Origin of the sequence: Micromonospora sp. CMU55-4, assembly GCF_011602315.1 — a bacterium.
GTDB classification, from domain to species: Bacteria; Actinomycetota; Actinomycetes; order Mycobacteriales; family Micromonosporaceae; genus Micromonospora; species Micromonospora chalcea.
This window is the reverse complement of the sequence record NZ_JAAOLH010000001.1, coordinates 637,548-661,139: the sequence shown is the minus strand read 5'-3', so window position 1 is coordinate 661,139 and position 23,592 is coordinate 637,548. Positions and strand designations below refer to the sequence as shown.

24 protein-coding genes are annotated in these 23,592 nt (G+C 73.7%); 17 read left to right on the top strand and 7 right to left on the bottom strand.

Annotation, left to right across the window (positions count from 1 at the left end):
• Both HA073_RS03120 and HA073_RS03115 read left to right on the top strand, forming a co-directional pair.
• Positions 1-493 (top strand): hypothetical protein (locus HA073_RS03120; RefSeq protein WP_166455646.1); only part of this gene is annotated, 493 nt, incomplete at its 5' end.
• A gap of 136 nt (positions 494-629) precedes the next feature.
• Positions 630-1,106, top strand: a complete 477-nt coding sequence (locus tag HA073_RS03115) for a hypothetical protein (RefSeq protein ID WP_210884592.1) — start codon at positions 630-632, stop codon at positions 1,104-1,106.
• A 38-nt stretch (positions 1,107-1,144) separates the two neighbouring features.
• On the opposite strand, the gene HA073_RS03110 is transcribed toward HA073_RS03115, so the two are convergent.
• Positions 1,145-2,230 carry a GlxA family transcriptional regulator gene (locus tag HA073_RS03110; RefSeq protein WP_205795789.1) on the bottom strand — a complete coding sequence of 362 codons (1,086 nt, stop codon included), beginning with the start codon at positions 2,228-2,230 and terminating at the stop codon, positions 1,145-1,147.
• A gap of 71 nt (positions 2,231-2,301) precedes the next feature.
• Between HA073_RS03110 and HA073_RS03105 the strand changes: the two genes are divergently transcribed.
• Positions 2,302-3,600 (top strand): MFS transporter, encoded by a 1,299-nt coding sequence (locus HA073_RS03105; RefSeq protein WP_064446869.1) that lies wholly within the window; start codon positions 2,302-2,304, stop codon positions 3,598-3,600.
• Between the two features lie 15 nt (positions 3,601-3,615).
• Here HA073_RS03105 and HA073_RS03100 read toward each other — a convergent pair whose 3' ends face one another.
• The 3 genes from HA073_RS03100 to HA073_RS03090 are packed head-to-tail and all read right to left on the bottom strand — an operon-like array spanning position 3,616 to position 5,186.
• Complete coding sequence (locus tag HA073_RS03100; protein WP_113971947.1) at positions 3,616-4,332, bottom strand: RICIN domain-containing protein; 717 nt, start codon at positions 4,330-4,332, stop codon at positions 3,616-3,618.
• Positions 4,333-4,390: 58 nt separating this feature from the next.
• A complete protein-coding gene (locus HA073_RS03095; protein WP_043330617.1) occupies positions 4,391-4,675 on the bottom strand; it encodes a DUF427 domain-containing protein in 285 nt (94 codons plus the stop codon).
• 40 nt (positions 4,676-4,715) lie between these two features.
• The gene (locus HA073_RS03090; protein WP_069087588.1) at positions 4,716-5,186 is read right to left on the bottom strand and encodes an aminoacyl-tRNA deacylase; all 471 of its coding nucleotides are present in this window, start codon (positions 5,184-5,186) and stop codon (positions 4,716-4,718) included.
• Between the two features lie 91 nt (positions 5,187-5,277).
• Between HA073_RS03090 and HA073_RS03085 the strand changes: the two genes are divergently transcribed.
• The 12 genes from HA073_RS03085 (at position 5,278) to HA073_RS03030 (ending at position 16,981) form a co-directional block, all read left to right on the top strand.
• A complete protein-coding gene (locus HA073_RS03085; RefSeq protein ID WP_064446871.1) occupies positions 5,278-6,663 on the top strand; it encodes an FAD-binding oxidoreductase in 1,386 nt (461 codons plus the stop codon).
• On the top strand, positions 6,660-8,003 hold the full coding sequence (locus tag HA073_RS03080; RefSeq protein ID WP_043326338.1) for a class I SAM-dependent methyltransferase: 1,344 nt from the start codon (positions 6,660-6,662) through the stop codon (positions 8,001-8,003). The genes HA073_RS03085 and HA073_RS03080 overlap by 4 nt, the downstream gene beginning before the upstream one ends.
• A gap of 91 nt (positions 8,004-8,094) precedes the next feature.
• Complete coding sequence (locus HA073_RS03075) at positions 8,095-8,655, top strand: helix-turn-helix domain-containing protein (protein ID WP_064446873.1); 561 nt, start codon at positions 8,095-8,097, stop codon at positions 8,653-8,655.
• Positions 8,648-9,475 (top strand): SRPBCC family protein, encoded by an 828-nt coding sequence (locus HA073_RS03070; RefSeq protein ID WP_166455643.1) that lies wholly within the window; start codon positions 8,648-8,650, stop codon positions 9,473-9,475. The genes HA073_RS03075 and HA073_RS03070 overlap by 8 nt, the downstream gene beginning before the upstream one ends.
• Before the next feature lie 78 nt (positions 9,476-9,553).
• On the top strand, positions 9,554-9,787 hold the full coding sequence (locus HA073_RS03065) for a zinc-ribbon domain-containing protein (protein WP_043326332.1): 234 nt from the start codon (positions 9,554-9,556) through the stop codon (positions 9,785-9,787).
• Positions 9,788-9,789: 2 nt separating this feature from the next.
• Positions 9,790-9,966 (top strand): hypothetical protein, encoded by a 177-nt coding sequence (locus tag HA073_RS03060; protein ID WP_157539057.1) that lies wholly within the window; start codon positions 9,790-9,792, stop codon positions 9,964-9,966.
• 72 nt (positions 9,967-10,038) lie between these two features.
• Positions 10,039-11,109: a hypothetical protein gene (locus HA073_RS03055; RefSeq protein ID WP_166455642.1), complete on the top strand. Its 1,071-nt coding sequence runs from the start codon at positions 10,039-10,041 to the stop codon at positions 11,107-11,109.
• Positions 11,106-12,611 (top strand): hypothetical protein, encoded by a 1,506-nt coding sequence (locus tag HA073_RS03050; protein ID WP_043326328.1) that lies wholly within the window; start codon positions 11,106-11,108, stop codon positions 12,609-12,611. Before HA073_RS03055 ends, HA073_RS03050 begins: the two co-directional genes overlap by 4 nt.
• Positions 12,612-12,757: 146 nt before the next feature.
• On the top strand, positions 12,758-15,037 hold the full coding sequence (locus tag HA073_RS03045) for a bifunctional diguanylate cyclase/phosphodiesterase (protein ID WP_181373807.1): 2,280 nt from the start codon (positions 12,758-12,760) through the stop codon (positions 15,035-15,037).
• A 130-nt stretch (positions 15,038-15,167) separates the two neighbouring features.
• Entirely contained in the window at positions 15,168-15,800 is a 633-nt protein-coding gene (locus tag HA073_RS03040) for a hypothetical protein (RefSeq protein WP_043326326.1), read from the top strand.
• 110 nt (positions 15,801-15,910) lie between these two features.
• The gene (locus tag HA073_RS03035) at positions 15,911-16,669 is read left to right on the top strand and encodes a MerR family transcriptional regulator (RefSeq protein ID WP_166455641.1); all 759 of its coding nucleotides are present in this window, start codon (positions 15,911-15,913) and stop codon (positions 16,667-16,669) included.
• A gap of 27 nt (positions 16,670-16,696) precedes the next feature.
• The gene (locus HA073_RS03030) at positions 16,697-16,981 is read left to right on the top strand and encodes a putative quinol monooxygenase (protein ID WP_013474158.1); all 285 of its coding nucleotides are present in this window, start codon (positions 16,697-16,699) and stop codon (positions 16,979-16,981) included.
• Positions 16,982-16,987: 6 nt separating this feature from the next.
• Here the strand turns inward: HA073_RS03030 and HA073_RS03025 are convergent, their stop codons facing one another.
• Positions 16,988-18,496, bottom strand: a complete 1,509-nt coding sequence (locus tag HA073_RS03025; RefSeq protein ID WP_043326323.1) for an SLC13 family permease — start codon at positions 18,494-18,496, stop codon at positions 16,988-16,990.
• 22 nt (positions 18,497-18,518) lie between these two features.
• Complete coding sequence (locus tag HA073_RS03020; protein WP_166455640.1) at positions 18,519-20,060, bottom strand: gluconokinase; 1,542 nt, start codon at positions 20,058-20,060, stop codon at positions 18,519-18,521.
• 245 nt (positions 20,061-20,305) lie between these two features.
• Here HA073_RS03020 and HA073_RS03015 point away from each other — a divergent pair, with 245 nt between their 5' ends.
• Positions 20,306-21,460, top strand: a complete 1,155-nt coding sequence (locus tag HA073_RS03015) for a hypothetical protein (protein WP_166455639.1) — start codon at positions 20,306-20,308, stop codon at positions 21,458-21,460.
• 42 nt (positions 21,461-21,502) lie between these two features.
• On the top strand, positions 21,503-22,675 hold the full coding sequence (locus HA073_RS03010; protein WP_166455638.1) for a phosphotransferase: 1,173 nt from the start codon (positions 21,503-21,505) through the stop codon (positions 22,673-22,675).
• Here HA073_RS03010 and HA073_RS03005 read toward each other — a convergent pair.
• Positions 22,672-23,532 (bottom strand): AraC family transcriptional regulator, encoded by an 861-nt coding sequence (locus HA073_RS03005; RefSeq protein WP_113971939.1) that lies wholly within the window; start codon positions 23,530-23,532, stop codon positions 22,672-22,674. The two genes, HA073_RS03010 and HA073_RS03005, sit on opposite strands and share 4 nt — an antisense overlap.
• Between the last annotated feature and the right edge of the window lie 60 nt (positions 23,533-23,592).

The following is a 23,592-nucleotide window of genomic DNA, read 5'->3' as shown; positions in this document are numbered from 1 at the left end:
CCACGCGGCCGACACCACCCACGCTGCGAAGCCGGTCACGGCCACGGTGCAGTCCGACAAGCTGATCCCGCACGGCGTGCAGGGCGCCCAGTCCCGCATCGACCTCAATGACGAGCAGACCAAGAACGTGAAGGCCATCATTGCCGCGACGAAGAAGGCCGGCATGGACGAGCGTGCCGCGGTCGTGTCGATCGCTACCGCGTTGCAGGAGTCGAAGCTGGAGAACCTCGGTCACCTGGGTGACCGTAACGACCACGACTCGCAGGGCCTGTTCCAGCAGCGCCCGTCCTCCGGTTGGGGCACGGTCGAGCAGATCACCGACCCCGAATACTCCACCACTGCGTTCCTGAAGGGTCTGAAGCAGGTCGACGGCTGGCAGGACATGCCGCTGACCAAGGCCGCCCAGACCGTCCAGGTCTCCGCCTACCCGGACCACTACGCCCAGTGGGAGCAGCAGGCCGCCGACCTCGTCGCCAAGCACTGGAACAAGTAAGACCACGCTGAAGGCCGGCACCCCGAACCAACGGGGTGCCGGCCTTCACGCCTGTCCGGACCCGTCCGGGTGAACCGGGCGCGGTAGCCGGGGTGGGCGCGGCAGCGACGGGGGTTGGATGCGGGACATGGACGAGGTGGACGTCGCGGCACTGCGGCAGGCGTACGACGAACTGTTCGCGGAGATCGACGCGGGCGGGTTCGGGCCGCCGCCGGAGGGGCAACTCAGCGCCGAGCAGATCGTCGCGCACCTCGCCGCCAACGACGAGCTGATGAGCGAGGCGACCGAGGCGGTGCTGGCCGGTTCGCCGTTCGCCTACTACGACCTGGACACCATTCACCGGCCGCAGTTGGACGCGCTGGTGTCCGAGTGCGGCGGGCTGGACGGCCTGGCGGTGCTGTTCCGGGCCACCAGCCAGAAGCTGTGCGCGCTGGCCGAACGGCTCGGCCCGGCGGCGGAGACACCTGTGGACACGGTGCTACGCGAGGGCTTCGACCTGGACGTGGACGAGTCGCTGCCCTGGGGCAGGGCGCTGGACCTGCACATCCGCGTGCACCTGCCGCTGCACCTGACCCAGCTCCGCGCCCTGCGCCGCCAGCCCCACCTCGCCTGACCGCGGGACCGCCCGCCGCCGATCCGCCCCGCCGCCGATCATGGAGTTGTGGCGGTGGACAACTCCGGCACGTCCGGCCTTCCAGGCGCCACAACTCCAAGATCGACGGGAGCGGGGCGTGGGGAACGCGGGGACGCCGCGGGGGACGCCGCGGGGGAAGGGTGGCGGAACGTGCGGCGGTAGGCGGTGGGGGCCACGCCGACCCGGGCGTGGAAGTGCTGGCGGAGCGCGGCTGTGGTGCCGAAACCTGCGTCCTGGGCGATGCGGTCGACGCTCAGGTCAGTGGTCTCCAGCAGCACCCGGGCGTGCTCGGTGCGCTGCTGGAGCAGCCACTGCGCCGGGCTGAGCCCGGTCTCGGAGCGGAAGTGCCGGGTGAACGTGCGGACGCTCATCCGCGCGTGCGCCGCCATATCGCGCAACGCCACCGGCTCGTGCAGGCGCTGCCGGGCCCACTCGCGGGTGGCGGCGGTGCCGTGGTCGGTGCCCCGGGGCACCGGCCGTTCGATGTACTGGGCCTGCCCGCCGTCCCGCCACGGCGGCACCACGCAGCGCCGGGCCGCCCGGTTGGCCGCCGCGCTGCCGTGGTCGGTGCGGACGACGTGCAGGCACAGGTCGATGCCGGCGGCCACCCCGGCCGAGGTGAGCACGCGCCCGTCGTCGACGAAGAGCACGTCGGGGTCGAGTCGTACGCCGGGGTGCAGGCGACGGAAGCGTGGGGCGTACGCCCAGTGGGTGGTGGCCGGGCGGCCGTCGAGCAGACCGGCGGCGGCCAGCACGAACGCGCCGGTGCAGATGGACATGACGCGCGCTCCCCGGGTGTACGCGGCGCGCAGCGCGTCGGCCACCTCGGCGGCCACCGTGCCGTCGAGCAGTGGCGCGCCGGCGTGGATGCCGGGGACGATCACGGTGTCGGCGGTGTCGAGGAGTTCCAGGCCGTGGTCGGGGAGCACCTGGAAGCCGGCGCTGCTGCGTACCGGCTGCCCGCCGGGGGTGCACGTGGCGACGAGGTACAGGGGGACGCCGCCGTCGGTGCGGGCGGCGCCGAAGACCTGGGCGGGGGTGCCGAGGTCGAGTGCCACCACGCCGTCGAGGGCGAGGACTGCGACCCGGTGCGGTACGGACATGGCCCGATTATTGCGCACGATGGCTTTCCGGCCACTCGTCGGCGAGGCCACCCCGGTCCGAGACTCGGCTGGTGAACCGATCCCGCCTGCACCCGGCCTGGCTCGTCGCCGCCGTCGCCTTCGTCGCGCTCGTCGGCGCGGCCGGTTTCCGGGCCACCCCCGGCGTGCTGCTGCACCCGCTGCACGCCGAGTTCGGCTGGCCGCTGGCGACCATCTCCGCCGCCGTCTCGGTCAACCTGCTGCTGTACGGGCTCACCGCGCCGTTCGCCGCCGCGCTGATGGACCGGTTCGGCATCCGCCGGGTGGTGGCCGGCGCGCTGGTGCTGGTGGCCGCCGGAAGTGGCCTGACCGTGGCGATGACCGAGAGCTGGCAGCTCATCCTGTGCTGGGGCGTCCTCGTCGGGCTGGGCACCGGCTCGATGGCCCTGGCGTTCGTGGCGACGGTGACCGGGCGCTGGTTCGTCAAGCGCCGGGGCCTGGTGACGGGTGTGCTCACCGCGGGTGGGGCGGCCGGGCAGCTGGTCTTCCTCCCGCTGCTGGCGGTGCTGGTGCGCGACCACGGCTGGCGCACGGCGGCACTCGTCGTGGCCGGGGCCGCGCTGGCGGTCGTACCCCTTGTGGTGTGGTTGTTGCGCGAGCACCCGGCGGATCTGGGGCGGCCCGCCTACGGCGCGACGGAGGTCGTGCCGCCGGCCCGGCCGGAGGGCGGCGCGGCGGCCCGGGCGGTCGGCGCGCTCGCCGCCGCCGCGCGGACGCGGCCGTTCTGGCTGCTCGCCGCTGGTTTCGCGATCTGCGGCGCGACCACGAACGGCCTGGTGGGTACGCACTTCGTGCCGGCCGCGCACGACCACGGCATGCCGGAGACCACAGCGGCCGGGCTGCTCGCCCTGGTCGGGCTCTTCGACATCGCCGGTTCGATCGCCTCCGGCTGGCTCACCGACCGGGTCGACGCGCGGCTGCTGCTCGGCGCCTACTACGCGTTGCGCGGGGCGTCGCTGCTGGTGCTGCCGAGCCTGTTCGCCGGGTCGGCCCGGCCGAGCATGCTGGTCTTCATCGTCTTCTACGGGCTGGACTGGGTGGCGACTGTGCCGCCCACTGTGGCGCTGTGCCGGGAGTGGTTCGGCGCGTCCGGGGCGGTGGTGTTCGGCTGGGTGTTCGCCGCGCACCAGTTCGGGGCCGCGCTCGCAGCCACCGGCGCCGGGCTGGTCCGGGATCGGCTCGGCGACTACGCGATGGCCTGGTACGTGGCGGGCGCGCTGTCGGTCGGCGCGGCCGGGCTGTCGCTGCTGCTGCGCCGCCGTCCCGCCGACGAACCGGCGTTCGCGCTCCCGGTGGTCGCGGGCCGGCGGGCCTGGAGCTACCGGGGTTGACGCCCGCGCTGCCGGTCAGCCGACCGCCCACTGCTGCTCCGGAGCGCCGCTGCACGGCGCCTGCTCCAGCTCACGGCCGGGCTCGGTGCCCGCGTCGTCGACCTGCGCGCACTTGCCGCTGTGCACCGCGACCAGCAGCGCCACGCCGTCGCCGGCCTGCTGGAACCGCCACTGCTGGTTGGCCTGCCCGTTGCAGGACCACTGCTGCACGTCCGTGCCGTCGTCGGTCTTCGCCTCGTTGACGTCCAGGCACTTGCTGCTCGCGGCGTTGACCAGCAGGTAGGTGTCGTTCGTGACCGGCGTGACCACCCACTGCTGCTCGGGCCCGCCGGTGCAGTCGGCGAGCGCTGCTTGCGCGCCCTCGGCCTCGTCGCCGGTCACGCCGAGGCAGCGCCCGGACGGCACGCCCCGGAGCACCTTCGGCGTGGCCACCGGCGCGGCCGGGGTGGTCGGCGCCGCGCTCGGCGAGGGCGACGGCGTGGGCTCCGCCGACGGTTCCGCGCTCGGCTCGCTCGCCGTCGCGGTCGGCACTGCCGCCGCCGGCACCACCGGCCGCTCGTCGCCACCGCCGAGCACGCCGGTGGCGAAGAAGGCCCCGAGGAGTACGCCGGTCACGCCGACGCCCAGCGCGATCCGCATCAGCGGGTCCTGCGGCAGCCGGAGACCACGGGCGCCACGGGCGCGGCGGGCCCCGTAGACGGTGCCGGACGGGTCGGAGTGCGGGTCGGCCATGGGAGCATGGTGACCCACCGGGGCCGCCGGGTGCCAGTCACCCCGGCGGCACGGTGACTCAGTCGACGACCCGGACGTCCTTCCAGAACGCCACCCGGTCGCGGACCATCTCCGCCTCCGGCTTCGGGTCGCTGTAGTACCAGACGGCGTCCGGGCTGGTCACGCCGCCGTGTTCGAGCGTGTAGTAGGAGGCGGTGCCCTTCCACGGGCAGACCGTGTGGGTGTCGGAGGGGCGGATCAGGTCCTCGCGCAGGGCCGTACGGGGGAAGTAGTGGTTGCCCTCGACCAGCACCGTGTCGTCGCTCTCGGCGACGACGAGGTCGTTCCAGACGGCTTTCGGCATGTCCTCCACGCTATGCCGCCGGCCCTCCACCGGCCACCGCTCAGCGCGTCGGCTCCTCGTCTGTCACGTCGGCCACAGTCGCGCCGAGCGCGGCCAGCGCGGTGTCCGCGTCGACGGCGACGGCGAGGCCGTGCTCGCCCGCGCCGAGCGTGATCTCCCGGCCGCGCAGCCGCTCGTCGGCGACCACCGGCCAGGCGGTGGTGGAGCCGAACGGCGTGATGGTGCCGCGCGCGTACCCGGTGGCGGCCTTCGCCGCCTCGGCGTCCGGCATCGACAGCCGGCTGACACCGAGCAGGGCGCGCAGCTTCGGCCAGGAGATCACCCGGCCGCCGGGGGTCAGCACGAACAGCAGGTCGCCCTCGCCGCGGCGGACCACGATCGTCTTGACCACGTCCGGCACCTCGACGCCGCGCGCCGCGGCCGCCTCGGCGAGGCTCGCCACCGGGCCGTGCCGGATGACCCGGTACGGCAGGCCGGTGTGGTCGAGAGCGGTCAGCGCGGGATTCGCCATGGCGGTCACGGTAACGCGCGCGCCGACCGTGAGTCGGCGAGGCCATCGTGGACGTCCCCCGAATTGTCGTACCCGCGCGTAAGGTGATCTCATGCACGCTGTCCGTGATCATGAACGGGCGGTGGACACGCTGCGGCGCTCCTACGCCGCGGTGCCCGCCGGGGAACCCGTACGGCTGGCCAAGCAGACCTCGAACCTCTTCCGGCCGCGTTCCGCTCCACGTACGCCGGGTCTGGACGTGAGCGGCCTGACCGGGGTGCTCGCCGTCGACCCGGCGGCCCGCACCGCCGACGTGCAGGGCATGTGCACCTACGAGGATCTGGTCGACGCGACGCTGCCGCACGGCCTGATGCCGCTTGTCGTGCCGCAGTTGCGCACGATCACGCTGGGCGGCGCGGTGACCGGGCTGGGCATCGAGTCCACCTCCTTCCGCAACGGCCTGCCGCACGAGTCGGTGCTGGAGATGGATGTGCTCACCGGCTCGGGAGAGATCGTCACGACCCGGCCCCGGGGCGAGCACGCCGAGCTGCACCGGGCCTTCCCCAACTCGCTGGGCAGCCTCGGCTACGCCACCCGGCTGCGCATCGAGCTGCAACCGGTACGCCGTCACATGGCGCTGCGCAACATCCGGTTCACCCGGCTGGAGGAACTGGTCGACGCGGTCGGCGAGGTGGTGGCCAAGGGCGCCTGGGGCGGCGAGCCGGTCGACGCCATGGACGGGGTGATGTTCAGCCCCGGCGAGGCGTACCTCGTGCTCGGCACGTTCACCGACGAGGCCGAGGACGGTCCGTCCGACTACACCGGCCAGGAGATCTACTACCGCTCGTTGCGCCGGCGCACCCGGGACACGCTCACCGCGTACGACTATCTCTGGCGCTGGGACACCGACTGGTTCTGGTGTTCGGCGGCGTTCGGGGTGCAGCACCCGGTGGTGCGGAGGCTGTGGCCGCGGCGCTACCGGCGCAGCGACGTCTACCACCGGATCGTGCGGCTGGAGCACCGGCACCAGGTGGCCGCGCGCGTCGACAGGTGGCGGGGCCGCCCGGCCCGCGAACGGGTGGTGCAGGACGTGGAGGTCCCGCTGGACCGCACGCCCGAGTTCCTGCGCTGGTTCGCGGCGAACGTGGGCATGACGCCGGTGTGGCTGTGCCCGCTGCGGCTGCGCGAGCCCGCCGGCCCCGGGTCGGCGAAGGCGTGGCCGCTATATCCGCTCCGACCGGGTGAAACGTATGTGAACATCGGCTTCTGGGGAAGCGTGCCCATCGCGGCGGGCGCCGCCGACGGGGACGTCAACCGCCAGATCGAGCGCATGGTGTCGGAGGTGGGCGGTCACAAGTCGCTCTACTCCGACGCGTACTACGACCGGGGCGAGTTCGACCGGCTCTACGGCGGGGAGACCTGGCGCGCCGTGAAGGACCGCTACGACCCGGACCACCGACTCACCGGACTGTACGAGAAGGCGGTATCCCGAGCATGAGTCTGACCGACCGAACACCGGGGGCGGCGAGCGCCCCGGCCGGCCCGCCGGCGGGCGGCCGGCGTACCGGACCCACAGTCGCGGACGTGGTCCGCGCGGTCACCACCGGCGACCTGCCCGTCCGGGTGACCGGCTACGACGGCAGCGCGGTGGGCCCGGCCGACGCCGGCATCACCCTGGCGATCCACACCGAGCGCGGCCTGTCCTACCTGCTCACCGCGCCCGGCGACCTGGGCATGGCCCGGGCCTACGTCAGCGGCGACCTCGGGCTGGAGGGCGTGCACCCGGGCGACCCGTACGAGGCGCTGCGGGTCATCAAGGACGAGGTGCCGCTGCGGATCCCGGCGATGAGCGAGGCGCTCGCGCTGGTCCGCGGGCTGGGCTGGGAACGGCTGCGTCCGCCGCCGCCCCCGCCGCAGGAAGCGGCCCCGCGCTGGCGGCGGCTGATGACCGGGCTGCGTCACTCGCGTACCCGGGACAGCAGCGCGATCTCGCACCACTACGACGTGTCGAACGCCTTCTACGAGAAGGTGCTCGGGCCGTCCATGACGTACACCTGCGCGGTCTTCCGCAGCCCCGGCGACACCCTCGAAGAGGCGCAGCGGGCCAAGTACGACCTGGTCGCCGGCAAGCTGGCGCTCAAGCCGGGGATGCGGCTGCTGGACGTCGGCTGCGGCTGGGGCGGCATGGTCCGGCACGCGGCCCGCGAGTACGGCGTCAAGGCGCTCGGTGTGACGCTGTCGAAGGCTCAGGCCGAGTGGGCGCGGGCGGCGATCGAGCGGGAGGGGCTGAGCGAGCTGGCGGAGGTGCGCCACCTGGACTACCGGGACGCGCCGCACGAGCAGTTCGACGCGATCTCCTCGATCGGGCTGACCGAGCACATCGGCGTGCGCAACTACCCGGCCTACTTCGGCGCGCTGCGCTCCCGGCTCAAGCCCGGCGGGCGGCTGCTCAACCACTGCATCACCCGGGCCGACAACCGGGCGCCGCACCGCTCCGGCGCGTTCATCGACAGGTACGTCTTCCCGGACGGCGAGCTGGCCGGTCCGGGCCGGCTGATCAGCGAGATCCACGACGCCGGGTTCGAGGTGCACCACGAGGAGAACCTGCGCCAGCACTACGCGCTGACGCTCGCCGGCTGGTGCCGCAACCTGGTCGAGCACTGGGACTTCTGCGTCGGCGAGGTCGGGCCGGGCACCGCCAAGGTGTGGGGCCTCTACATGGCCGGCTCCCGGCTGGCGTTCGAGCGCAACGGCATCCAGCTGCACCACGTGCTCGCCACGCACAACGGCCCGGAAGGGGTGAACGGGTACCCGCTGCGTCCGGACTGGACGCCCTGACCGGTCGTACCGACGAGAGGCCGCGCGGACCGCGCGGCCTCTCGTCGAAGTCATTGACAAAGAAGTTTTGTACGTACAAACTGATTTTGCCATGAGAGACGTCCTGTACCTGGAACAGCGCGAGCAGGCCGAAGCCCTGCTCAAGCCGCAGCGCATCGAGGTGCTGCGGCAACTGGCCGAACCCCGCACCTGCACCGAGGTCGCGGCCCGGCTGGAGCAGACGCCGCAGCGCGTCTACTACCACGTCAAGCAGCTCGTCGCGGCCGGGCTGGCCGAGCAGGTGGCGCAGCGCCAGGTGCGCGGCATCACCGAGGGCATCTACCAGGCCGCCGCCCGCTCGTACTGGCTCTCGCCCCGCCTGGTCGGCCGCATCGGCGGCGCCCGCCGCGCCCGCGACGAGCTGAGCCTGGGCTACCTGCTCGACCTCATGGAAGAGGTCCAGGCCGACATCGCCGCGCTCGACCGCGCCGCCCCCGAACTGCCGTCCATCGGCGTCTCCGGCGAGATCCGGGTGCCCGCCGAGCGACGGCAGGAGTTCCTGCACGACCTGCAGACGACGCTGCAGGACCTGTTCACGCGCTACGGCGGCGCCGAGGGCGACGCCTTCAAACTCGCCGTGGCCTGCTACCCGAAAGGCGACAAGCATGAGTGAGCCGATGACCATCCGCGCCCGCCTCGCCGCACCCGTGGCGACCGTCCGCCAAGCCCTGACCGACCCCGCCGAGCTGCGCGTCTGGCTGGCCGAGCACGCCGAGGTCGAGCTGCCCCGGCGGTACGAGTTCTGGGGCCGCTACACACCCGAGGGCGACGCGCCACACCAGCGGCTGCTGCACGTCGACGACCGGACACTGCGCTTCGCGTGGACGCTCGACGGGGTGGAGACCACCACCGAGTTCGAACTGGAGCCCGACGGCGACGGCACGATACTCACGCTGCGGCAGAGCCACTTCGACTACGCGGAGGCGATGAGCGGCAGCAGCATCCGGGGCGTGCTCCAGACGTACTGGTACCTGGCGATCGCCCACCTCAACGACCACCTGGACGGCCGGCCGCTGCTGCCGCGTACCGACTTCACCTCCGCCGACCTGAGCGGCGAGGTGGTCATCGACGCCCCGATGGACAAGGTGTGGACGTCGCTCACCGACTCGGAGCAGGTCACCGCCTGGTTCGGCTACCCGATCGGAGTGGAGCCCTGGGAGGGCGGCCGGTACGCGATGGGCGGCCTCGACGCCGGTGAGGCCGCAAAGGTGTTCGACGTGACGCCGGGGCGGGCGCTGTCCATCGACTGGGGGCCCGTCGGCGTGACGTCCTGGGAACTGGCGGAGTCCGACGGCAAGACGAAGCTGACGTTCGTGCAGTCCGGCTTCGACGAGGGCAACCCGCCGTACGCGGCGTGGAGCGGGAACGTGGCCGGGTGGGTCGAGCTGCGGCGCTTCCACGAGGTGCCCAACTGGCAGCCGATCTGGCTGTAAGGAAGGGCCCCCTCTTAACGCCTCCGGTAGAGGAGGGGGCCCCTTTTAACACGGCGCCCGGGTGGGTAATGCCGGGCGATGTTCTTCATCTTCGGGCTGCGGACCAAGGTCGTCCGGTCCGGCGTCGTCACCGAGGTCTGCCGCAACTGCGGCAACCAGGCCGCCCAGGTGATCACCCGCCGGGTCACCAAGTTCAGCCTTTTCTTCGTCCCGCTGATCCCGCTGCGCACCCGGTACGCGCAGCAGTGCACGTTCTGCGGCGCCGAGTACGACATCTCCCGCGCCGAGGCCGAGCGCCTCCCGGTCGGCTGACCGTGACCCGCTTCCTCTACTGGCTGATCGGCCGGCAGCCGGCCGCTCCGGCCGCCCCGCCGGTGCACACCGCCGCCCGTCCACCCTGCACGCCCGGGCGCCGGCACCACCGCCGGCGTCGCCGGGTCGCGGGCGCGCAGTCGCCCCGCTCGCCCTGGAACCGTTCCGCCGACCGCTGACGCACCGTGTTAATAAGGGGCCCTTCCTCTACCGGAGGCGTTAACAGGGGGCCCTTCCTTACACTTCATCGGGTGGAAGATCGGCTGGCACGGATCAGGGGTGGTGGGCCGCCCCGGCGGCACAACGCCCGTACCATCGCCGCGCTGACCGGCAACCCCGGCTGCACCCGCCGCGCCGTGCTGGACAGCGCGGGCGCGGACAAGCCGGCGCTGGCCGAGCGACTCGGCTTCCCGGCCCGCTTCGGTCAGTCCCGCTTCGCGATCACCCGCGGCAACGCATTCGAGGCGCATGTGAAGGCCGACGGCGGGAAGGAACTGCTGCGCCTGGTCGCGGAGCGGCTCGGCGTACCCGTCCCGGAGGGCGCGACCTGGACCGACCTCGGCGCCGACGACGACCGGCCGGAACGGTCCCGGGCGGCGCTCACCGCGAGCGGCGACGGCCCGGCGCTGTTCGACCACCCGCTGCTCGGCCTGGACGTGGCGGGTACCCGGGTGCACCTGGAACCGGATCTGGTCGCCGCCCGGCTGGCGGGCCGGTTCCACGTCGTGGAGATCAAGTCGTTCCCGGTGATCGACGGGCAGGCCGACCCGGGCAAGGTCGCCGCCGCCGCGATCCAGTCCGCCGTCTACGTGCTGGCGTTGCGCGAGCTGCTCGCCGCCGAGGGACACGACCCGGAGCTGGTGTCGCACGAGGTGGTGCTGGTCTGCCCGCGCGACTTCGCCAACCAGCCGGTGGCCAGTCTGCTCGACGTGCGCCGCCAGCTGCTGGTGCTGCGCCGCCAGCTGGCCCGGATGGCCCGGGTCGAGGGCCTGCTCGCCGCCGTACCGGCCGGGTTCACGGTCGACCCGGCGGCCGATCCGGCCACGCTCGCCGCCGCGCTGCACGAGGTGCCGGCCCGCTACGCGCCTGATTGCCTGGCCGCGTGCGAGCTGGCGTACTTCTGCCGGCACGAGGCGCGCGGGCAGACCGGCGCGCTGGGCCGGCCGGTCCGCGAGGCGCTGGGCGGCGTCGAGGAGGTGGCCGACGTGCTGGCGCTCGCCGAGGGTTCGGCCGCGCCCGAGCCGGGGCAGGCGGAGGCCGCCGCGCTGCTGCGGGCCGCCGCGCGCCTGCGCGCCGACGCCCTCGCCGGGCAGACCGCATGAGTACGCTGCGCGCGCTCGCCCGGGCGCAGGCGGTCGCCTCCGGGCGGGCCCAGCCGGTGGCCACCGTCCGGCACCTGCACCTGTCGGAGCGGCCGTTGGTGCTGGTGCCGCTCGCGCTCGCCGGTGAGGCGAACGCCCCGCTCGCCGCGATGGTCGGCGCCGCGCCCGACGACGCCCGGCTGCTGGTGGTGCCGCAGCCGCGCAACCGGGACCAGCGGTTCGCGTTCGCCGCCGAGCTGGCCGCGATCGTGCTGCCGTACCTGGACGAGTTCCGTGACCTGACCGAGGCGGTGCCGGTGGACCGGGGCCGCGACGTCCGCCACCGGTACGTCGACGCGCCGCAACTGCTGGTGCCGAACCCGGCCGGGATCACGTTCCTGCGGCTGTTCGGGCGCTCGACCCGGTTCCGCCGTACCGACGGCGACTATCCGGTGCACCAGTCGGTGCCGCTGCTGGGTCGCTGGCTGACGTTCTTCGCCGAGCGTGCCGAGCAGCCCGGCTCGTCGGCGCTGCTGGCGTTGACCGAGGCGCTGACGTTGCACTGGGCGACCGGGCAGAGCGTGGTGGAGGACCTGCATCTGCCGGCGGTGCTGGGCTGGCTGGACCCGCCGGCCGGGCTGACCGGGGCCGAGGCGGCGGCCCGCGCCGAGGACCCGGCACACTGCCCGCCGGCCGGGCCGGCCACCGACCCGGACTTCGACAACCGCCGGCTCGCCCCGGCGATCGAGGCGTACACCCGGGCCGGGGACGACCCGGCGGCCCGCGCGGCCGCGTACGACGAGCTCGCCGGCCTGCTGCGCGACCAGCTCGCGCCCACCTGGGAGCTGATGTGGCGCGGCGTCGGCCTGCTGCGGACGCTGCCGGCCGGTGCTCGGGTGGCCGGCCGGTGGGCCGGTGACCGGGACGCGTTCACCGCGCACGCCGAGCACGTCGACGCCGGGGGCGGCCCGCAGCCGCGGCGCGACGGCGCGGTGGCGGCGGCGCTGCGGTTGCAGCGGCTGGAACGGGCGTCGACCGCGTGGGCGGTGCAGCGCGCCTACGACGATCCGCTGGTGATGGCCGAGCACCGGCTGTCCGGTGAGGCGTTCGTCGGCGAGGTGACGCTCGCCGACCCGGCGCGGGTGGACGACTCCGGCAAACGGCCGGTGCTGCGCCCGCGCATCCAGGTGGTCACCACCGAGCCGGTGCCGATGCCGGTGGGCGCGAGGCTGTACTCGCCGCAGCGCCCGGCGCAGAAGGCGACTGTGGTGTTCGTGACGCCCGGCGCGGACGGCAAGACCGAGGTGGTGCTGGAACTGTCCGGCGGGATGGGCCGGGGGCTGACCGCGCCGCCCGGCAGCGTCCCTGAGGTGGGCGAGCGGATCTGCCTGACCAGCCTCTCCGACGGTTTCCTGCCGGGTGGCGCGTTCCCCGCGCCGGAGGAGACGCCGTGGACGCACGGCGGCCCGCCCGGCACGGCCGCCGCAACGCCGGACCCGGCCCCGGCGGAGGACTGGTCCTGACCGTCACGGTCCGCTGACCGACAGCCGTCGACTCTGGCGGCGGCCCCCGGCGCTGACTAGGCTTGCGCCGTCCGTCGTCCTGCCCTCGGCGTCGAGGGTGCACGTCTGGAAGAGAGCCGGAGCGCATCGTTGTACCCCAGCTCGACGTGAGCCTCGCCGCCGCTGCGCCGGCCCGTCATCCGCTCGCCGGCCGTGTCGGACTTGTCGCGGCCGCCGTCGTCGTACTCGGGGAGACGGCCTGGCTGGTCGCCCGGCTGCCCGGCGCGGCGCTGGTCAGCGACCTCGGCGCGGTGGCGGTGTCGAGCCTCGCGGCGGTGCTCTGCGTCGGCGCGGCGCGGCGCCACCCGGTCGCGCTACGCCGGTTCTGGGAGCTGCTCGCGGTCACCATGGTCCTCGCCGCGCTCGGCCGTACGGTGTGGACGGTCGAACGTCTCGGCGGGCTCGGGCTGCCGCACACGCCGCTGGTCGCCGGACTGTTCGCCGGCGGCATCGTCACCGGCACCGCCGCCCTGCTCAGTTTCCGCGCCGGCCCGCGCAGCCTGATCGGCCGGGCCCGCACCCTGCTCGACGGGGTCATCGTCGGGCTGGCCCTCCTCCCGATCGGCTGGGTGGTGGTGTTCCAGGAGATCACCGAGGCCGGCCTGGCCGATCCGATGCGTACGTTCGGCCTGCTCTACCCGATGTTCGACCTGATGCAGCTCACCATCCTGGTGGCGGTCGCCGGTCCGGGCCGGCCGATGTGGCGGGCGCTCACCGTGATCGGGGCGGGCCTGGCGATCCGGGCCGGCGCGGACGCCGTCTACGTCTCCCTGGTCGCGCACGGCAACTACACGCCCGGTCACCCGGTCGACATCTGCTGGCCGCTGAGCTACCTGCTGGTCGGCCTGGCCACCCGCTATCCGCCGCCGGTCGACGAGGACGGCGACGACGACGTGGTCGAGTCACCGCTGCCGCCGTGGTGGCGGGTGGCGCTGCCGTACCTGCCGGTGGGCGGCGCGATCGTCGCGGTCATGCTGTCGCGGCGGCCCAGCGGGCAGACCCCGCACGTGGTCTTCGTCGGCATGATGGCCCTGCTCGGCGTACTGGCGCTGCGTCAGGGGCTGGCCGCGAACGAGAACCTGCGGCTGGTCGGCCGGCTGCGCCGGCTCGCGTACTCCGACCAGCTCACCGGCCTGCCGAACCGGCTGACGTTCGTCCGGCGGCTGCGGCGGGCGTTGCGCACCGGCGGGCCGGTCGCCGTGGTGCTGCTCGACCTGGACGGCTTCAAGCAGGTGAACGACAGGTTCGGGCACGCCGCCGGGGACCGGCTGCTCACCGCCACGGCGGAGCGCATGCGGGACGCGGTCGGCCCGGACGGGATGATCGCGCGGCTGGGCGGCGACGAGTTCGCGGTGCTGGTCGCCGGGGACCGCGCGGTGCCGCCCGAGCGGCTCGCGATCCGGCTGCTGGCCGCGCTGGAGCCGCTGCCCGGCGAGGAGGACCTGGGAGTGCACCCGTCGGCGAGCATCGGCATCGCCGAGTACGGGCCGCAGCACGCCTCGCACACCGACCTGCTCCGCGACGCCGACATCGCCATGTACGCGGCGAAGGCGGCCGGCAAGGCCGCGTACCGCACGTGCACGCCGCAACTGCGCGAGTCGGCGGTCAGCCGCGCCGAGCTGATCGCCGACCTGCGCCGGGCGGTGGACGAGGGGCAGTTGCTGATGGAGTTCCAGCCGATCGTCGACCTCGACACCGGCGCGGTACGCAGCGCCGAGGCGCTGGTGCGCTGGCGGCATCCCCGCCTCGGCGTGCTCACCCCGGCCCGGTTCCTGCCGCTGGCGGAGGAGACCGGGCTGATCGTGGCGATCGACAGGTGGGTCATCCACGAGGCGTGCCGGGCCGCGGCGACCTGGCGCGCGCACGCGCCGGAGGTGACGGTCGCGGTCAACATCGCCGCCGCCCACCTGTGCCGGCCCGACCTGATCGCCACCGTCACCGGCGCGGTCGCCGCGGCCGGCCTGCCGCCCCGCGCGCTCACCCTGGAACTCACCGAGTCCGCGCTGATCGAGGGCAGCGAGGCGGTGCTGGACCGGCTGTCCCAGCTGCGTGACCTCGGCATCCGCATCGCCATCGACGACTTCGGCACCGGCTACTCGTCGCTGAGCTATCTGCACCGCATCCCGGCCACCGAGCTGAAGATCGACAGGTCGTTCGTGTCCCGGCTGGACGCCGGGGACAGCCGCGCGTACGCCACAGTCGAGATGGTGAACCGGCTGGCCGGCGCGTTCGACCTGGCCGTGGTGGCCGAGGGTGTGGAGACGGTCGCGCAGCACGCGGCGGTCACCGCGATCGGCTGCCGGCAGGGCCAGGGCTGGCGGTACGGCCGCCCGGCCGCCCTGACCGACCTGCTTCCCGCGTTGTCCGGGGCGGGCGCGGACCGCTGACCGGCCCGGGTCCACGGGGGCCGAAGGTCCCGGACGGGACAGGGGGTTCGACCCTGCTCACGGGCGGTCCGGCACCGCCATGATGGTTCTCGTCAACAAGACGAACACACCCTCCACACGGGAGCTTGATATGAAGCGACGGACTCTCGACCTGCTGTTCAGCATCGGTGGGCTGGGCCTGGCGGTCCTGCTGCTCGTCGTCGGCGTCGTCCTGACGACGAACGCCAACTTCGCCAACGACTACGTACGCAGCCAGCTCGGCGAGCAGAACATCACCTTCACCCCGGCGGACAAGCTCTCCGACGAGGAGAAGAAGTCGGACTGCCTGCGCGAGTACGCCGGCCAGAAGATGACCACCGGCAAGCAGGCGGAGTGCTACGCCAACGAGTACATCGGCCTGCACCTGAAGAACATGGCCGGCGGCAAGACCTACGCCGACCTGGGCGAGCCGCAGAGCGCGCTTCGTGAGCAGGTGGCCCAGGCCGAGCAGAGCAACGCCGCGAACCTGGCCGACCTGCAGAAGCAGCTCGCCGAGGTGACCGCCCAGCGGGAGACCGTGTTCAAGGGTGAGACGCTGCGCGGCCTGCTGCTCACCTCGTACGGCTTCAGCGAGTTCGGCCGCAAGGCCGAGCAGGGCGCCCTGGCCGTGTACCTCGGCGCGGGCCTGCTCCTGCTGCTCTCCGCCGCCGGCCTGGTGCACGCCTTCCGCACCCCGCCGACCGCGACCTTCGCCGCCCCGGAGAAGGAGAAGGTCACCAACTGACCGCACCGACGACGCCCCCGGCCGATCCTGGTCGGGGGCGTCGTCGTGTTTTCCGGCTTGACCCTCACGCAGCGGAAGGCGGCAGCCTTGGTCGCGGAAGGGAGGGAACCATGCCGTACACGGTGGGGCAGGTGGCGCGGGCGGCCCGGGTGACGGTCCGGACGCTGCACCACTACGACGAGATCGGGCTGCTGCGGCCCAGCGGGCGCACGTCGGCGGGCTACCGCCGCTACGACGAGGCGGACCTGGACCGGTTGCAGCTCATCCGCTACTACCGGGAGCTGGGGTTCCCGCTGGAGGAGATCGCCGAGATCCTGGACGATCCGGACGCCGACCCGGTGGCGCACCTGCGCCGGCAGCACGAGCTGCTGTCCGGGCGGATCGGGAAGCTCCAGGAGATGGTCGCGGCGATCGAACACGCGATGGAGGCGAGGACGTTGGGGATCCAGTTGACGCCGGAGGAGCGGTTCGAGGTGTTCGGGGACTTCGACCCGGACGAGCACGCCGAGGAGGCGGGGCAGCGCTGGGGCGGCACCGAGGCGTACCGGCAGTCGCAGGAGCGCGCGGGCCGCTACTCGAAGGAGGACTGGCTGCGCAACAAGGCGGAGAACGAGGAGTGGGGGCGGCGGTTCGCCGCGCTGATGGACTCGGGCGCGCCGGCTGACGGCCCGGAGGCGATGGCGCTGGCCGAGGAGCACCGGCAGCTCATCACGAAGTGGTGGTACGACTGCTCGTACGAGATCCACACCGGTCTGGCCGACATGTACGTGGCGGACCCGCGGTTCACCGCGTACTTCGAGGCGCTGCGGCCGGGGATGGCCGCGTACCTGAACGAGGCGATCCACGCCAACGCGATCACCCGGTCCTGACCGGGAGCGGGTGGCAGGATGGCCGGCATGCTCATCGTCGCCGGCACCCTCTACGTCGATCCGGCCCGGCGGGACGCCTACCTGGCGTCCTGCGAGGCTGCCGTCCGCGCGGCCCGGGACGCGCCCGGCTGCGTCGACTTCGCGGTCAGCGCGGACCTGGTCGAGCCGGGCCGGATCAACGTCTACGAGCGGTGGGAGTCCGACGAGCAGTTGCTGGCGTTCCGGGGCTCCGGCCCGGAGGCCGAGCAGGTGACGGAGATCCTCGGCGCCGAGGTGCACAAGTTCCGCATCTCCGGCGTCGAGGCTCCCTGACCGCCTCTAGATGAAGACGTCGAGCAGCAGGACGCCGAGGAAACCGACCACCGAGATGATGGTCTCCATCACCGACCAGCTCTTGATGGTCTGCCCGACGGTCAACCCGAAGTACTCCTTGACCAGCCAGAAGCCGGCGTCGTTGACGTGGGAGAAGAACAGCGACCCGCAGCCGATGGCCAGCGCCAGCAGCGCCACCTCGGGGGCGGCGAGCGTGTCGGCCAGCGGCGCGACGATGCCGGCGGCGGTGATGGTGGCGACGGTGGCCGAGCCGGTGGCGACCCGGATGCCGACAGCTACCAGCCAGCCGAGCAGCAGCGGGGAGAGGTTCGCGCCGTCGGCGGCGTTCGCGACCAGGTCGCCCACGCCGGCGTCGACGAGCACCTGCTTGAAGCCGCCACCGGCGGCGACGATCAGCAGGATGCCGGCGATCGGCGGCAGCGAGCCGCCGAGGAAACCGGAGACCTGGGTACGGCTGAAGCCGGACCGGTAGCCCAGGAAGATCATGGCGAAGATGACGCCGGCGAGCAGGGCGATGATCGGGGTGCCGACGATGTCCAGCGCCTTGCGGCCGGTGGTGTCCTCGCCGAGCGTCAGCTCGCCGATCGCCCGCAGCAGCATCAGCACCACCGGCAGCAGCACGGTGACCACCGCCGCCCACAGCGCCGGGGCGCGGCGCGAACGCCGGCCGGCCGGCTCGTCGATCGCGCCGCCGGGCCGCCCGGTGCCCGGGTTGACCAGGTCGTCCTCGGTGACCAGGTCGCCGTCGGCGTCGAGCCGTCCGTCACCGGGCCGGGTCGGGCTGCGGTCGTCGGCGTCGCGCCGGGTCGGCAGCAGCTCGGCCGGGGCGGTGGCCGGCACGTACCGGGCGATGAAGTTACCGAAGACCGGCCCGGCGATGATCACCGTGGGGATCGCCACCAGCAGGCCCAGGGCGAGCGTCTGACCGAGGTTCGCGCCGAGCGCGTCGATGGCCACCAGCGGGCCCGGGTGCGGCGGCACCAGGCCGTGCAGCACCGACAGGCCGGCCAGCGCGGGAATGCCGATCTTGATCAGCGGCACGTTCACCCGCAGCGAGACGAGCAGCACGATCGGCACCAGCAGCACCACGCCGACCTCGAAGAACAGCGGCAGGCCGATGAGCGCGGCCACGCCGGCCATTGCCCAGGGCAGCGCGGTCCCGGAGACCCGGCCGACCACCCGTTCCACGATGCCGTCCGCGCCGCCGGACTCGGCCAGCAGGCCGCCGATCATCGCGCCGAGCGCGATCAGCAGGCCCACCCCGCCGACCGTGGAGCCGACGCCGCCGCTGAACGACGTGACGATCTTGTCGACGGGTACGGCGGCGACCACGCCGAGCACCGCGGCGCCGAGGATCAGCGCGAGGAACGGGTGCACCTTGCCCCACGCGATGAGCAGCACGACAGCGGCGATGCCGAGCAGGGCGGCGAGGACGAGCTGGGTGTCACCGGCGTTCGTGAGCGGTTCCGCTGGTGCGGCGAGCAGTGTGACCACGGCTATCACGCCCTTCGGTCGGTCAGCGGGGTGGTGCGGTGGGTGGGGGTTCCGGCGGCAGGCTCGGCGCCATCCGTCGCAGTGAGGCGAAAGTGGGTACCAGTGCGTCGTACAGCTCGGAGAAGAGCGGGAGCAGCGCCGCGTACGTCGCGGCGGAGGCGGGATCCGGGCGGACCGTCTCTTCGATCCGGACCAGGTCGGCGGCGACCTCGATCGATTCGATGAGGCCGAGCGCCTGCATGCCGAGCAGCGCCGCGCCGAAGCCGGACCCCTCGTGCCCGGCGGGGAACCGCACCGGCATGCCGAGCGCGTCGGCGAGGATCTGCCGCCACAGCGGGCTGCGGGCGAAGCCGCCGCTGGCGCGGACCTCGCGTACCTCGTTGCCGGCCGCCCGGACCGAGGCGAGGACCAGCGCGAGTTGCTGGCAGACGCCCTCCAGCGCGGCCCGGACCAGGTGCGCCCGGCCGTGGCCGTGGGTCAGCCCGACGTACGCGCCGCGCGGCAGCGCGCTCCAGTGTGGTGCCCGTTCGCTGAGCAGGTACGGCAGCATGATCAGCCCGCCGGAGCCGACCGGTGCCTGGGCGGCCAGGTCGAGCAGTTCCTCCTCGGCGTGCTCGCCCAGCTCCGGGGCGAGCGCGTCGTTCGCCCACTGGAGGACGATCCCGCCATTGTTGATGGCGCCGCCGACCACCCAGCGGTCCTCGGTGAGGGCGTAGCAGAACACGCCGCCGAGCGGGTCCACGCCGGGGCGTTCCACCATCACCCGCATCGCGCCGCTGGTGCCGATCGAGCAGGCCACCACGCCGGGGCGTACCGCGCCGAGGCCGAGGTTGGCCAGCGGCCCGTCGCCGGCTCCCACCACCAGCGGGGTGTCCGCCGGCAGGCCGGTGGCCCGCGCCGCCTCGGCGGTGAGCCCGGGCAGCACGTGCGTGGTGGGTACGAGCTGGGGGAGCTGCTCCTCGGTGATGCCGGCCAGGCGTAGCGCCTCGGTGTCCCAGGCCAGCCGGTGGATGTCCATCAGCCCGCTGGCGGAGGCGACCGAGTGGTCGGTGACGAGCGCGTCGGCGAGCCGCCGCAGCACCAGATCCTTGATGCTGACCCAGTGCGCGACCCGCTCGTGCAGTTTCGGCTCCTGCTCGGCGAACCAGACCAGCTTGGGCAGCGGCGCCATCGGGTGCACCGGGGTGCCGGTGCGGCGGTGCAGCGCGAGCCCGGACGGCACCGCCCGCAGCCGCTCGGCCTGCGCGCTGGCCCGGGAATCGGCCCAGGTGATCGACGGGGTCAGCGGGGTGCCGTCGGCGTCCAGCCCGATCAGGCTGTGCATGGCGGTGCTGAACGACAGGCCGGCGATCGGCGCGGCCAGCTCGTCGACGACCGCGCGGATGACGCCGAGCACCGCTTCGTAGATGAGGTCCGGGTCCTGCTCGGCCCAGCCGGGGTTCGGCTCCTCCAGCGGGTAACCGATCGAGTGGCTCGCCAGTTGCCGGCCGGAGGTGTCGAACGCGACCGCCTTGGAACTGGTGGTGCCGATGTCCACGCCCACCACGACGGCCGGGTCGCCCACCGGTGCACCTCCTCGCCGCCCGGGGGGCCGCGCTACGCCCCGCTGTGCGGCTGACGTTACCGACGTGCTCCCGGGCGCGCATGACGAAGCAGCGCCGCCGGGAAGCGCGGGGGAGTTTCCGTCGATAGTGTCGGTCAATCAGCCGATCGGTCTAATTGGCGACTTTCGCGTGTCTTCGTACCCCTGCCGGATCGTTGACATGAATGACACCCCGATTGGTGGGCTCGCGCGGCGGAGGAGTCGGCGTGACGAAGACTGATTCGACGGGTTCCACATGGCGGTACCGGTGGGCGCACCGGCAGAACGAACGGCGGCAGCGGGCCTTCCGCGCGGCCGACGAGGCGTGGCGACGCCGCGACGACGAGCTGCGCCGCCTGCGTACGCTCGCGGTGTCCTTCCACGGCTCGGCCCAGGCGGGCGTCGGCCTGCCGATGGAGCTGGCCCCCGGTGAGGTGGTCTTCTGGACGCTCCCGGCCGCGCAACTGGTGGAGGTCCGGCACACCGCCGTGCTGCCCGCCCCCGAGCTGACGGTCGACCCCGACCCGCCCGTGCTGCGCCCGCGCCGCCCCGAGGGGGTCAAGGTGGTCGACGCCGGGCTCGCCGTGCTCACCAACCGCCGGCTGGTGCTGCTCGGCGGGCGAGGCCGGCGCGACTGGGCGTACGGCCGGATGACCGGCCTGTCCCACGACCCCGGCGCGCCGGTCACCCTGATCCAGGTGCTGGACCGGCGACGTACCTCCGGGTTGCTGCTGCCCACCGGCGCGGTGGCCGACTTCCGGTTCACGCTCACGCTCGCGTTCGCCGACGCGATCGAGCAGCGCGCCGCGGTCGTGGCCGAGCTGGACGAGCTGATCGAGGAACACGCGGCGGAGCGCCCCCAGCGCCCGCCCGTGCTCACCCCCGCCCAGGCCCGGGTCTCCGCGCTGGTGCCCGGCGGCCGGCGCACGGTGGCCGTCGGCGCGGCGCTCGCGCTCGTCGTCCCGGCGATGCTCTTCGAGTCCAACCCGCCGACCCGGGCCGGCTCGGAGCGCGCCGTCGCGGCCACCCCGGCGGCCACCGGCACTCCCGCGCCACCGCAGGTCGCGCCCGCCGTCCAGGTCCGGCCCACGACCAGCCCCGAGCCGTCGCGCGCCCGTCCCGCGCCGCCGCGCGGCACGCCCCAGCCGCCGGTCGAGCGCCGCTGCGGCGCCCCGGCGAACCCCTTCGGGTACGACTTCTGCGGCGGCCAGCGAATCCGCAGGCCGGCCGCCGGGGTGTGCGACTGGTTCGAGTGCGTACCCGGGTTCTGGTCCGATCGCGGCTGGCTGGTGCAGTGCCGCGACGGGACGATCAGCCGCACGGGTGGCCAGCGCGACGTGTGCGCCGGGCACCAGGGGTTGCGCCGCACCGTCTGGCGCTGAATCCGCTCGCCTCCCGTCGGGGCGTCCGGCTACCGTCCGGCCGTGTCCCGCACCGTCACGCTGATCCTGCTCGACGCCGCTGGCCGTCCGCTCGGCGCGCTGCCGCCGTTCGACGTGCCGGAGCCGTGGTGGCAGGAGGTCGCCTCGATCGTGGCCGAGGTTCGTCGTCGTCACGGTCTGGAAGTCGCCGTGCTGCGGCTGCTCGACGCCGACCGTCCCGCGCCGCCCGGCGGCCACGTCCGCTACCTGGCGCAGACCGCCGACGCTCCCGCCGTACCCCTGGAACGGGTTGCCGTGGACCTCGCGCCGCGCCCGCTGCGCCAGCCGTGGGCGCGGGCCGGCGGCCCGGCGCGCAGCGTCGGCTGGGCGGCGGGTGAGCTGCGCCGGCTCGGCCGCCCGGTGACGGCGGTGGCGCAGCAGCGCACCTGGAACCTCTCCGCCATCTGGCGCCTGGACACCGACGCGGGCCCGGCGTGGCTGAAGCAGCTCCCGCCCTTCGCCCGCCACGAGCCCACGGTCCTGGCGTTCCCCGGTGACACGAACTCCTTGGTCAACGGGCCGATGGTGCTCGCCGCCGACGGGGAGGGGCGGATGCTGCTGGCGGACGTGCCGGGGCAGGACCGGTACGGGGCCGGGGAGGGGGAGCGTGCCTCCATCGCGGTAGAGCATCACGCGGTGCAACTGCGGGCGTGTGGGGTCGTCGGTGAGCTGGTCGCCGCCGGGGTGCCGGATCTGCGCGGAGTCGGGCTGGCGGACTGGATCCGCGAGCGGCTCGCCGGGCACGACGTGTCGGCGGCCGCCGGTCTGCTCGACGGGCTCGACCACCGGCTCCAGCAGGTCCGGGACTGCGGCCTGCCCGACACGCTCGTGCACGGCGACCTGCACCCCGGCAACGTGCGCGGCGACGGGCGGCGGCGGACGGTGATCGACTGGGCGGACTCGTTCGTCGGCCACCCCGCCTTCGACATCCTGCGCCTCACCGAGGACGTCGACGCGGACGCCGCCGCCCGGCTGACCGGCGCGTGGGCGCGGCGCTGGCGCACCGACGTGCCGGGCAGCGACCCGCACCGGGCCGTCGACCTGCTCCAGCCGGTCGCGCCGCTGCGGCTGGCCGCCGTGTACGCGATGATCCTCGCCGCCATCGAGCCGAGCGAGCATCCGTACCACGTACACGACGTGCCGGCCGCGCTGGCGCGAGCGGCAGCTACTCCCTAGACCCGGCGGACCGGGATCCACAGCTCCGCGTCGGCGGTGCCGCCGTCCTCGGCGACCCGCACCCGCGAGATCTCCGGCCCCGGGCGGGCCTCGTACGGGTTGGACGGGAACCAGGACGTGAACACGGCCCGCCACAGGTGCTGCACCGCCACCGGGAACGCCCCGGAACTGGAGAACACCGCCCAGTCACCGGCCTCGACCGGCAGGCTGTCCAGGCCGTCCGGCACCTCCGCGCCGGTCACCGCCGCGTACCAGTAGTCCAGCTCGGCACCCTCGTCGCGGGAACCGGCCAGCTCGGCGCTGACGTTGACGATCCCGCGCGGCTCCTGGTCGGACAGCGCCTCGATGCGGCGTACGGTGGCCGGGTCGATGCCCCTGACGAACGCCACGATGTGCGGGTTCATCCCCTCGTGCACGAGCGGCACCCGCGCTTTCAGCCCGGCGAGCCGGAAGGCGTCCTTGGTCACGATCCGGTAGTCCATGCTGGTGTTCCCTTCGACGACGAGCCGGAAGGACAGCCGGGGCTGGGACCGCAGCACCGCCCCGGCCTGCCGGGCCTGCGTCGGCCCGACGCCGTGCACGGCCCGGAACGCGCGGGCGAACGCCTCGTTCGAGCCGTAACCCCAGCGGACCGCCACGTCGAGCAGTGACTCCCGCCCCGCGAGCACGTCCGCGCCGGCCAGCGTCATCCGGCGACGGCGGACGTACTCCGACAGCGGCAGCCCGGCCAGCGCCGAGAACAGCCGGCCGAAGTGGTGCTCCGAGACGCCCGCGATCCGGGCCAGCGCGGCCACGTCGAGCGGCTGCTCGAGCCGCTGTTCGAGGTAATCCAACGCGGCGTTGAGCCGATCCAGCACCCGATGTTCCTTCCTGGTGACGACCTCGACGCTAGGTTCCCGGCCGTCCACAGACCCGAT